Annotated in this window: 8 protein-coding genes; 5 read left to right on the top strand and 3 right to left on the bottom strand. The window is 62.8% G+C overall.

Annotated features, from left to right (window positions below; genetic code table 11):
* Positions 1–55 precede the first annotated feature (55 nt).
* Together HDC30_RS08730 and HDC30_RS08725 are read right to left on the bottom strand one after the other, a co-directional pair.
* Entirely contained in the window at positions 56–1,390 is a 1,335-nt protein-coding gene (locus HDC30_RS08730; protein ID WP_183782341.1) for a lysine N(6)-hydroxylase/L-ornithine N(5)-oxygenase family protein, read from the bottom strand.
* Positions 1,391–1,524: 134 nt separating this feature from the next.
* Positions 1,525–2,007, bottom strand: coding sequence for a sigma-70 family RNA polymerase sigma factor (locus HDC30_RS08725; protein WP_027614027.1), 483 nt, complete (start codon positions 2,005–2,007; stop codon positions 1,525–1,527).
* A 320-nt stretch (positions 2,008–2,327) separates the two neighbouring features.
* Between HDC30_RS08725 and HDC30_RS08720 the strand changes: the two genes are divergently transcribed.
* From HDC30_RS08720 to HDC30_RS08710, 3 genes are read left to right on the top strand one after another with little or no spacing between them, the layout of a single operon-like run.
* Positions 2,328–3,500 (top strand): efflux RND transporter periplasmic adaptor subunit, encoded by a 1,173-nt coding sequence (locus HDC30_RS08720; protein WP_183782338.1) that lies wholly within the window; start codon positions 2,328–2,330, stop codon positions 3,498–3,500.
* Positions 3,501–5,474: a MacB family efflux pump subunit gene (locus tag HDC30_RS08715; protein ID WP_183782335.1), complete on the top strand. Its 1,974-nt coding sequence runs from the start codon at positions 3,501–3,503 to the stop codon at positions 5,472–5,474.
* Positions 5,475–5,481: 7 nt separating this feature from the next.
* The gene (locus HDC30_RS08710; RefSeq protein ID WP_183782332.1) at positions 5,482–6,873 is read left to right on the top strand and encodes an efflux transporter outer membrane subunit; all 1,392 of its coding nucleotides are present in this window, start codon (positions 5,482–5,484) and stop codon (positions 6,871–6,873) included.
* A gap of 164 nt (positions 6,874–7,037) precedes the next feature.
* On the opposite strand, the gene HDC30_RS08705 is transcribed toward HDC30_RS08710, so the two are convergent.
* The gene (locus HDC30_RS08705; RefSeq protein WP_183782329.1) at positions 7,038–8,657 is read right to left on the bottom strand and encodes a PvdJ/PvdD/PvdP-like protein; all 1,620 of its coding nucleotides are present in this window, start codon (positions 8,655–8,657) and stop codon (positions 7,038–7,040) included.
* Positions 8,658–8,977: 320 nt separating this feature from the next.
* Between HDC30_RS08705 and pvdM the strand changes: the two genes are divergently transcribed.
* Both pvdM and HDC30_RS08695 read left to right on the top strand, forming a co-directional pair.
* Positions 8,978–10,348, top strand: coding sequence for a pyoverdine-tailoring dipeptidase-like protein PvdM (gene pvdM, locus HDC30_RS08700; protein WP_183782326.1), 1,371 nt, complete (start codon positions 8,978–8,980; stop codon positions 10,346–10,348).
* Positions 10,345–11,625 carry an aminotransferase class V-fold PLP-dependent enzyme gene (locus HDC30_RS08695; protein ID WP_183782322.1) on the top strand — a complete coding sequence of 427 codons (1,281 nt, stop codon included), beginning with the start codon at positions 10,345–10,347 and terminating at the stop codon, positions 11,623–11,625. Before pvdM ends, HDC30_RS08695 begins: the two co-directional genes overlap by 4 nt.
* Positions 11,626–11,660 lie beyond the last annotated feature (35 nt).

The raw sequence follows: 11,660 nt of genomic DNA, 5'->3' as shown, positions 1-11,660 counted from the left end.
GAGCCAATGTGGGAGCGAGCCTGCTCGCGAAGGCGGTGTATCAGGCAAAGCAGATTCAGCTTGCCGTCGCCAACAACAGATCTGCCACCGAACGATGCACACGGTTCTTGCCATGCTCATACAGCGAGCCGGCAATCTCGTCAGCACGCACCGGCAACACCGACAGCAACGTATCACTCAGGCCATGGCTGGCCTGGCAGAAGCCCTGCATGTACAGACCGGCCTTGCAGCGTTCGTCGGTGATCAGTTTGTAGTTGCGATCGACCTCGAAATCACCGAGGTATTCTTCCAGCGGTGCCAACAGTTTGCGGTGCATCTGCCGCTCGTAACCGGTGGCCAGGACCACGGCGTCATAGATACGCACGGTGACTTCGCCGGTGGCGTTGTTGCGCACCGCCAGTTCGATGCCGCGTTCGGTGGCGGTGGCGCTCTCGACGGTGGTCAGGGTACGGAACGCATGACGGGCAATGCCCGAGACTTTCTGGCGATAGAAGATGCCGTAGATGCGTTCGATCAGGTCGATGTCGACCACCGAGTAGTTGGTGTTGTGGTACTCGTTGACCAGGCGCTCACGCTCGGCGCTGTTTTGCTGGAACACCAGATCGGTGAACTCCGGCGAGAACACTTCGTTGACGAACGGGCTGTCGTCCGCAGGCTTGAGCGCCGAGCCGCGCAGGATCATGTCGACCTGCACCGACGGGAACGAATCGTTCAGATCGATGAAGGCTTCCGCCGCGCTCTGCCCGCCGCCGATGATCGCGATGCTCATCGGCTGGTTGTTCACACACGGCTGTTTGGCCATCTGCGACAGATACTGCGAGTGGTGGAACACGCGGCTGTCGCCCTTCAGCGCCTTGAACGCCTCCGGAATCCGCGGCGTGCCACCGGCACTGACCACCACCGAACGCGCGGTGCGCACCAACTGCTGGCCTTCGCTGTCACGGGAGATCACGCGCAGCGCTTCAACCTGATGGTTGTGCAGCACCGGTTCGATGGTCAGCACTTCTTCGCCATAGCGGCTCTGCTCGGTGAACTGCCCGGCGACCCAGCGCAGGTAGTCGTTGTACTCCATGCGGCACGGGTAGAAGGTGCCGAGGTTGATGAAGTCCACCAGACGGCCGTGAGCCTTCAGGTAATTGACGAACGAGTACGGGCTGGTCGGGTTGCGCAGGGTCACCAGATCCTTTAGGAAGGAAATCTGCAATTCGCTTTGGGTCGACAGGGTGTTGCCGTGCCAGCTGTAGTTGGCCTGCTTGTCGAGGAACAGCACATCCAGTTCGCCGTGGGTCGGGCCGCGCTCTTGCAGAGCGATGGCCAGCGCCAGGTTCGAAGGTCCGAAACCGACGCCGATCAGGTCGTGAACGATGGGCGATGCAATTGCCTGAGTCATTTCCAGTGTCCTCTGGATGAACCCCTCAACAAGGGGAAAGGAGAGCCTAAGTGACCCGACTGGCCTTGAGCAGGACAGCAGGTCGTCTGTTGAGTAGGAACGAGGACAGTGAAATAAAATTTAGCGATGGCGGCTCAATGGGCATCCCATTGTTTGATGCGCAGGCGGCAATGCTTCATCGCATTGACGATGTGTTTTTCCACCAGTGCCTTGGAAATTCCCAGCTGTTCGGCGATCTGCGGGTGCGACAGGCCTTCGATCTTGCGCAGCAGAAAACTGTCGCGGCACAGCGGCGACAATTCCGCCAGGGCGCGCTGGAGCATCTCCAGACGCTGGCCGTGATCGAGAGTGCCATGGGGCGACGGGGTGAAATAGCGCTCTTCGCTGTCGAGCACTTCCAGTGGCTCGACCTGGCGCAAGGCGTTGCGCCGATGATCGTCGATCACCAGATTCAGCGCCGTCCGATAAAGAAAGGCCCGGGGCTGCTCGATGGGCGTGTCGCTGGAGCGTTCCAGAACCCGCACATAAGCGTCATGCACCACATCTTCGGCGACCTGACGGTTGCCGAGCTTGGCGTTCAGGAAACACACCAGCTCGCGATAGTAGTTTTCCAACATGACTCCCGGCCGCATCGATGCGGATTCGATCCTTGAGCACACTGATCGACGGCCCGCGAACACGGGTAGCAAGATAGTGGCAACTGAGGTGCGTAATTTATAGTAATTCTCATATAGATTTAAAGTGGCGTTTGTCGTTGCCCGCTAAATAGTGCCGTTCTATACCTGTAACATCCTGTGTCTTCGCTTAAATTCCCCCGCGTATTCATCGTTTACAGGACAGCTCCCCGTGTCTGTCGCGCCCTGCGACAGCGTTCTGCGGCTGCGCGCTGTGGCGTGCAGCCGGACGACGGGCCGAATTCCACTGGCCGGAACCCTGCATGAAACGTCCCCGCCCCGCTCGACGCGCCCTGCTCGCAGTCCTTTGTCTGATTCCTGTTGTTGCCTACGCCGCGTGGCAAATCATGCCGCCGGGCCGCGAGCGCTTCGCCACCGTGCAAGTCAGTCGTGGCGACATCGAAAGCAGCGTCACCGCACTGGGCACCCTGCAACCGCGCCGATATGTCGATGTCGGCGCGCAGGCCTCCGGGCAGATCCAGAAGATCCACGTCGAAGTCGGTGACGTGGTCAAGGAAGGTCAACTGCTGGTGGAAATCGATCCGTCCACGCAGCAGGCCAAACTCGACGCCGGGCGCTTCTCCATCGAAAACCTCAAGGCGCAATTGCAGGAGCAGCGCGCCCAGCATGAACTGGCGCGGCAGAAGTATCAGCGGCAGCAGCATCTCGTGGCCGGCGGCGCCACCCGTGAAGAAGACGTGCAAACCGCCCGTGCAGAATTGAAAGCCACTCAGGCCCGCGTCGACATGTTCCAGGCACAGATCCGCCAGGCTGAAGCGAGCCTGCGCAGCGATCAGGCTGAACTCGGCTACACGCGGATCTACGCGCCGATGGCCGGCACCGTGGTTGCCCTCGACGCCCGCGAAGGCCAGACCCTCAACGCGCAACAGCAGACGCCGCTGATCCTGCGCATCGCCAAACTGTCACCGATGACGGTGTGGGCCGAGGTTTCCGAGGCTGACATCGGTCACGTCAAACCGGGCATGACCGCCTACTTCACCACCCTCAGCGGCGGCCAGCGGCGCTGGAGCAGCACCGTGCGGCAGATTCTGCCGGTGCCGCCCAAGCCGCTGGACCAGACCAGCCAGGGCGGCGGCAGCCCAGCCAGCAGCAGTAAAAGCGGCAGCGCCCGCGTTGTGCTGTACACGGTTTTGCTCGACGTCGATAACGCCGACAACGCCTTGATGGCCGAGATGACCACCCAGGTGTTTTTCGTCGCCAATCAGGCCAGAGGCGTGCTCACCGCGCCGGTCGCCGCGTTGCAGGGCAGCACCACGGCCAACCTGCAAACCGCTCAGGTGGTCGCGGCCAACGGCGAGATTCAGCAACGCGAGGTACGCACCGGCATCAGCGACCGGCTCAAGGTGCAGATTGTCGACGGCCTCAACGAAGGCGATCACCTGTTGATCGGCCCGGTCGACGGCAGCGGAGGCTGAATGCAAACGCCTCTGATCGATCTGCAGGACATTCGCAAATCCTACGGCGGCGGTGACGCGCCTGAAGTTCACGTGTTGCGCGGCATCGACCTGTCGATTCACGCTGGTGAATTCGTGGCGATTGTCGGCGCTTCCGGCTCCGGCAAATCGACCCTGATGAACATCCTCGGCTGCCTCGACCGGCCGACCTCCGGCGAGTATCGCTTTGCCGGGGAAAACGTCGCCGGCCTCGACAGCGACGAGCTGGCCTGGCTGCGCCGCGAAGCCTTTGGATTTGTATTCCAGGGCTATCACCTGATTCCGTCCGGCTCGGCCCAGGAAAACGTCGAGATGCCGGCGATCTATGCCGGCACCCCGGCCGCCGAACGTCACGCCCGCGCCGCCGCCCTGCTCGACCGCCTCGGTCTGGCCTCGCGCACCAGCAATCGTCCGCATCAGCTGTCCGGTGGCCAGCAGCAACGGGTGTCGATTGCCCGGGCGTTGATGAACGGCGGCCACATCATTCTCGCCGACGAACCCACCGGCGCCCTCGATAGCCACAGCGGCAAAGAAGTGATGACGCTGCTCGATGAGCTGGCGAGCCAGGGCCACGTGGTGATCCTCATCACCCACGACCGCGAAGTCGCGGCCCGGGCCAAACGCATCATCGAAATCCGCGACGGCCTGATCATCAGCGACAGCGCCCGCGACAATCCCCACGCCCAGACCAGCGCCAACCCCGGCGCCCTGCAAGCGGTGGATCTGCGCCAGCGTCTGGCCGACGGCGCCGAAGCCACTGGCGCGTGGAAAGGCGAACTGGTCGATGCCCTGCACGCGGCGTGGCGGGTGATGTGGATCAACCGCTTTCGCACAGCGCTGACCCTGCTCGGGATCATCATCGGCGTGGCGTCGGTGGTGGTGATGCTGGCGGTCGGTGAAGGCAGCAAACGCCAGGTGATGGCGCAGATGGGCGCGTTCGGTTCGAACATTATTTATCTGAGCGGCTCGGCGCCCAACCCGCGCACGCCGCCGGGGATCATCATCCTCGACGATGTGCACGCGCTGGCCAGCCTGCCGCAAGTGCAGCGGATCATGCCGGTCAACGGCGCCGAGGCCGGCGTACGTTACGGCAATGCCGACCACCTGAGTTACGTCGGCGGCAACGACACCAACTTCCCGGCGATCTTCAACTGGCCGGTGGTGCAAGGCAGTTACTTCACCGAGGCCGATGAGCAGAATGCTGCAGCCGTCGCGGTGATCGGCCACAAAGTCCGCAGCAAACTGCTCAAGGATGTGCCGAACCCGATCGGCCAGTTCATCCTGATCGAGAATGTGCCGTTCCAGGTGGTCGGCGTACTCGCGGAAAAAGGCGCCAGCTCCGGCGACTCCGACAGCGACAATCGCATCGCCATCCCTTATTCGGCGGCCAGCGTCCGGCTGTTCGGCACGCGCAATCCGGAATACGTGGCCATCGCCGCCGCCGACGCGCGCAAGGTCAAGGACACCGAGCAGGCCATCGAGCAACTGATGCTGCGCCTGCACAACGGCAAGAAGGATTTCGAACTGACCAACAACGCCGCGATGATTCAGGCCGAGGCGCGCACCCAGAACACCCTGTCGCTGATGCTCGGTTCGATTGCGGCGATTTCGCTGCTGGTCGGCGGCATCGGCGTGATGAACATCATGCTCATGACCGTGCGCGAGCGGACTCGCGAGATCGGCATTCGCATGGCCACCGGCGCCCGCCAGCGCGACATCCTCCGGCAGTTCCTGACCGAAGCGGTGATGCTCTCGGTGGTCGGCGGCATTGCCGGGATCGCCCTGGCGCTGATCGTCGGCGGCGTGCTGATCCTCAGCGAAGTGGCCGTGGCTTTTTCCTTGATGGCGGTACTCGGCGCGTTCGGCTGCGCCCTGGTCACCGGTGTTGTCTTCGGCTTCATGCCTGCCCGCAAAGCTGCCCGGCTCGACCCGGTCACGGCCCTTACCAGTGAATGATCGATCTATGAAACCGCGCCTCAGCCTGTTGACCGTGTGCCTGATCCTCAGTGCCTGCGGCAGTCCCGTTCAACGCCCGGACAGTGGCGTGCAAACGCCAGCTGCCTGGCAGTCGCCCCATGGCGCCAGCGTTGCCCGCAACAACCCGCAGTGGTGGACGCAATTTGGCAGCCCGGAACTGGATCGTCTGATCGAACAGGCTCGCGTCGGCAGTTTCGACCTCGCGGCCGCCGTTGCTCGCGTGCGTCAGGCGCAGGCGGCCACCGTCATCGCTGGCGGCTCACAGTTGCCGGAGGTCAAGGCCGGACTGAATGCCAATCGGCAGAAACTGCTGCGCGGCAATGGCTACAGCCAACTCGATGCCAACAGCAGCAACAAGGCGGTGGACTATTTCGATACCAACCTGAGCGCCACCTACGAAATCGATTTCTGGGGCGGCAAACGCGCCTCGCGCGACAGTGCGCAGTTCGCTCTGCAGGCCAGCGAATTCGACCGGGCGACGGTCGAACTGACATTGCTCAGCGGCGTTGCCAGCACGTATGCGCAAACCTTGTCGCTACGCGAGCAGAGCCGCATCGCCGAACTCAATCTGGCCAACGCGCAAAGCGTGCTGAAACTGGTGCAGACGCGGTTTGATTCAGGCTCAGCCACCGCGCTGGAGCTGGCGCAACAGAAGAGCCTGGTCGCCGCCCAGCAATGGCAATTGCCGCGCGTGCAACAGCAAGCCCAGGACGCGCTGATCAGCCTCGCCGCCCTCCTCGGCCGACCGGTGCAGCAACTGTCGGCGACAGAGTCCTTCGAGCACCTGCAATGGCCAGACATCGCCGCCGGCGTGCCCAGCGAGTTGCTCACGCATCGTCCGGACATCGCACGCGCCGAAGCCCAACTGGCCGCCGCCGAAGCTGACGTCAAAGTCGCTCGCGCGGCCATGTTGCCGGCACTGACCCTGACCGCCCAACTCGGCTCGGGCGCCAATCAGTTCGACGATTTGATCCGCAGCCCTTTCTACAACCTGACCGCCGGACTGGTCGCACCGATTTTCAATAACGGTCGCCTCGGCGCTGAACGCGACAAGGCCTCTGCGCGCCAGCAAGAGCTGCTGGAAACTTACCGTGGGGCGATCATCAACGGTTTCGCCGATGTGGAAAAAGCGCTCAATAGCATTCGCCGCCTGGATGAGCAGCGGTTGTGGCAGAACGAAGAACTGAATCAGGCGCAGACCGCATTCGACATCGCGCAGAGCCGTTACCAGGCTGGCGCTGAAGACTTGCTGACTGTCCTCGAAACCCAGCGCACCTTGTACGCAGCGCAGGACCAGAGCGTGCAACTGCGCCTGGCGCGGATGCAGGCGAGCATTGCGCTGTACAAGGCGCTTGGTGGCGGGTGGCAGACCTTGTAATTGCGGCGACTGACAGATCGCCTTCGCGAGCAGGCTCGCTCCCACATTTGAACGCGTTCCATCAGTAAGAATGCGTTCTCATGTAGAAGTCAGCCCGGACATTGTGGGCTGACACCTGAACCCGTGGGAGCGAGCCTGCTCGCGAATGATCGATGACGCAGCCCTCAAGTCGGGCTGGTTTTAGGCTTCAGATTGCGCGCATACCATGGCCGTTGCGGCACGCGGCGGAACAGGCCGGCGAGTTTTTCCTCGTCGGTGATGAAGGTGATGCGCAGCGCCAGCTTCATGGTTTCCGGATCCATCTCCACCGACTTGCCCACCTGCAATCCCGGCGTGGTGCTGCAGCCATGGGTGATCGGCCCGAGCCACGGGTCGTCGACTTCCACCCAGCGCCCCGGAGCAAACCATGGCACGCCATTGACTTGCAGCCGCGTGACTTCGCCCGGATGGAACCGCTCGTGGGCGCGGAACCAGTCCTCGATGCGATCGTCGATCCAGCCATGGAAATGCCAGAACGTCGGGTTGACGTGGGAAGAAAACGGATCGCCGAGGAAATCATTTTCGGCGTTGTACCAGCGGGCCGCGAAGTCCGCCGGATCGCGGGCGAATGGCACCGGCTGACCGTTGGACGGATCGCGTGGCACGGAGGCCCAGCGCATGTGCAGCCAGTCATGCAGGCCCAACTCGACTTCGGAGCCGAACTGGCCGAGGGTGAGCCGGGCCAGATACGCCGGATCTCGATACTGCGACTCCCAGACCTGAAAGTTGCTTTCGTAAGTCTCGGCAGTCTTGATGTCGCTGACCCACTGACTGAATTCGTCATCACCCGCCGCCGTCCAGGTCGGTGGCAAGGCCGTGCCGTCGTGGTTGTCGAAATAGCGGGCGAAGCCGACGCGGTCGCGGATCAGCTCCGGCTGCGGCAGCGGGAAAAACTCCCAGGATGGCAATTCCTGCATCGAGCGCGCCGTCCCGAGCATGTGCCGGTGCATGAAGAAAAAGTCCACGCCCGAGCCATTGCGATCCTTGCGCGGACCACGGGCATCGCGCTCCTTGTCGCGCGGGCCGGGCTGCCAGCCGATGCCGCGCAAGGCCTCGCGTTTGTCCTCGGGCAGTTTGTGCCACTTGTCCCGGGTCGCATGCCACAACTGGTGAAACAGGCGATGCTCGGGGGAGATCAACCACGCCAGCAACGTCGGGTTGAGCGGCGTGCGCTCGCGCGCTTCGGGGAACAGCCGCTTGACGGCGACGAAGCGATTGTCCTGCGCCGGCAAGGCCAGTGAGCGGTCCAGGCGCAAAGCCTTGCCGCTGAGGGTGCCACTGCCGGCATTACCGAAGTCGGCCCAGACCTCATCGAGGATCATCTCCAGCTCATAACTGATCTGGCCATCGGCGCCGATCAAGCGCCAGCTCAGCTTCGCCGCATCGGCTTTCGCGAGGTCGCCCAGAATTCGATAACGCGGTGTTTCAGCGGAGCGCAGGCGCTCGGGCGTGTCGAGAAAACCGCACACGCCGCGCCCCTTCTGGCCGATATCGAGAAACACTTGCAGGCCCTTGAGCGGCAAGCCTTCGAGGCCGGCATCGGCACCTTCGAAACGGATATCCCACACCCCGCGCAACGCATTCGCCAGGCGCTGCCCGGCCATGTCGGCGACATCGAAAGACGCTTCGCCCGGGGTGATCGTCGGGTCCGGCTTCGTCCATTCACGATGCCCGAAATACGCCGCAGGCACGGCAGCGCCGGTCAGCGCCAGGCCCGCCATGAACCATCGTCGAGAAATCTTCATTGCCCTACCTGTGTCAGCCATGAAGCAGGCTTTATCCAAGCTAGAACGTTTGTTGCCCCGGCAAATTTAACGCGCCCGGCGATGATGACCCGTGGCGAGGGGATTCATCCCCGATGAGTTGCGAAGCAACTCCCATTCGACGCTGGCGGCGACACCAGAAGGGACAGCGCTCGCAGGCCTTGCAAGCGCTTCGCCCTCGATCGGGGATAAATCCCCTCGCCACAGTGTCAGGCTTAAATTTTGCCGCCAACCACTCGTTCTTCCCAGATAGCGAAGGCCCCCGCGCCTGCACCTCGATGGCGAACCTGACTGAGATGGCAATGACAAAACCACGTTCGAAAAAGGCTCTATTCATCGGCCTGCCGTTGGCCCTGGCGATCAGCGCCGGCGCAGGCTTTGCCGTGTGGCATCACTGGTTCAAGGACGACCTCGGCTACCCGGCCAAAGTCATGAAGCAGGCTGATGAGTTGCACGAACGCATGCTGTCTTTCGACAGCCATGTCAGCCTGACGCAAAATTTCGGCACCGACGGCCACGAAGCCGACAAGGACGGCGACGGCCAGTTCGACCTCGCCAAGGCCAACCGTGGGCGCCTGTCCGGCGCCGCGCTGACCATCTTCGGCTGGCCGGAAATGTGGAACGGCCCGAACGCCCCGCACAAGCCGACCCCCGGCTTCGTCGACGAGGCGCGCAATCAGCAGGAAATCCGCTTCAAGATCATCTCCGGGATGGTTCGCGACTACCCTAATCAGGTGGCCATCGCCTACACCCCCGACGACTTCCGGCGCCTGCACGGCGAAGGCAAGTTCGCGATTTTCATCAGCATGCTCAACGCCTATCCGCTGGGCCACGACCTCAACCTGCTGGACCTGTGGACCGCGCGCGGCATGCGCATGTTCGGTTTCAGCTACATCGGCAACAACGACTGGGCGGATTCGTCGCGGCCGCTGCCATTTCTCAATGATTCGCCGGACGCCCTCGACGGTCTCTCGGATCTGGGCAAGCAAGCGGTCAAGCGCCTCAACGATCTGGGCGTGATCATCGACGTCTCGCAAATGTCGACCAAAGCCCTCGAACAAGTTGCGCAACTGAGCCGCACGCCGCTGGTAGCCTCGCATTCGGCGCCGCGCGCGATGGTCGACATTCCGCGCAACCTCAGCGACAAGGAAATGCAGCTGATCAAAAACAGCGGCGGCGTGGTGCAGATCGTCGCGTTCTCGCAGTACCTGCGTCCGCTCACCCAGCACACCCAGGACAAGCTCAACGAGATGCGCAAGGACTTCGACCTGCCGCCGCTGCCGAACCTGGCGATGGCGCTGATGCCGGGCGACCCGATCATTGCGGCGTGGTCCGAGCAGAAGTTTGGTCAGTACGCCAGCCGCCTGTACGGCATCCTTGAAGAAGAGCCGAAAGCCAGCCTCAAGGATCTGGGCGATGCCATCGATTACGCGGTGCGCAAGATCGGCATCGACCATGTCGGCATCAGCTCCGACTTCAACGAAGGTGGCGGCGTCAAAGGTTTCGAGAACGTCGGCGAAATCCGTAACGTCACCGCCGAACTGATCTCGCGTGGCTACTCCGAAGCGGACATCGCCAAGCTCTGGGGCGGCAACTTCCTGCGGGTCTGGGATCAGGTCGAGAAAGCCGCGAAACCGGCACTGGCCGCTGCGCCGGGAACTGCCCAGCCATGAGCAATCGTCGTGAGTTCTTGAAGCAGGCGGGGATTCTCGCGGCGGCGCTGCCACTGGGCGCGAGCCTGCCGAATGTCGCCTGTGCCGCGAACGCCGCGCCCGCGACCGGCAACAAGTGGACGCGGTTGCAGCAGCTGTTCGATCAGGATCCAGCGTATCTGCACTTCTCCAACTTTCTGATCACCTCGCACCCGAAACCGGTGCGCGAGGCGATTGAACGACACCGCGCCGCCCTCGACAAAAATCCCGGCCTGGCCATGGATTGGGATCTCGGCGTGATCGAACAGCGCGAGGAGAACGTGCAGGTCTGGGCCGGACGCTACCTGCAAGCCGACGCCAGACAGATCGCCCTGACCGGCAGCACCACCGAAGGTCTGGCGACGATCTACGGCGGCGTGCACGTGCGCCCCGATCAGGAAATCCTCACCACCGAGCACGAGCACTACGCGACCCACACCATCCTCGCCCTGCGTAGCGAACGCGACGGCACCCGGGTGCGCAAAATTCGCCTGTTCAAGGATTCGTACAGCGCCAGCAAGGCAGAAATCCTTGCTGCCATGGACGGCGCCATCCGCCCCGAAACCCGGGTGCTGGGCATGTGCTGGGTGCATTCGGGCAGCGGCATGAAACTGCCCATCGGTGAAATCGGCGCCATCGTCGACCGGCACAACCGTGGTCGCAGCGACGCCGACCGCATCGTTTACGTGGTCGATGGGGTACATGGCTTCGGCGTGGACAACCTGAACTTCGCGCAGATGAACTGCGACTTCTTCATCGCCGGCACCCACAAATGGATGTTCGGCCCACGTGGCACCGGCATCGTCTGCAGCCGCTTCGCCGAAGTCAGATACGTTACCCCGATCATTCCGACGTTCTCCGAAGCCACGGCGTTTTCCACCACCATGACGCCCGGTGGCTACCACTCGTTCGAGCACCGCTGGGCGCTGGACGAAGCGTTCAAATTGCATCTTGAGCTGGGCAAGGCCGAGGTCGAGGCGCGCATTCACGCGCTCAACAGCTACCTGAAACAACGCCTGCAGCAACGGCCGCAGATCGAACTGGTGACGCCACTGAGCCCTGAGCTGTCCGCCGGTTTCACCTTCTTCCGGGTCAAGGGCAAGGACAGCGACAAGATCGCCGCGCACCTGATGGCCAACCGCGTGGTGGCCGATGCCGTGCACCGCGACGTCGGCCCGGTGATTCGCACCGCGCCGGGGCTGCTCAACGACGAAGAGCAAATCGACCGCTTGCTGGCCGTGCTCGACCAGGCCCTTTGAATCCGGGCGATCCCCTTTTCCTTTTAGCGAGACTC

Source organism: Pseudomonas sp. JAI115, from assembly GCF_014200835.1.
In the GTDB taxonomy this organism is placed as follows: Bacteria; Pseudomonadota; Gammaproteobacteria; order Pseudomonadales; family Pseudomonadaceae; genus Aquipseudomonas; species Aquipseudomonas putida_A.
This window is presented reverse-complemented; position numbering and strand designations above follow the sequence as displayed.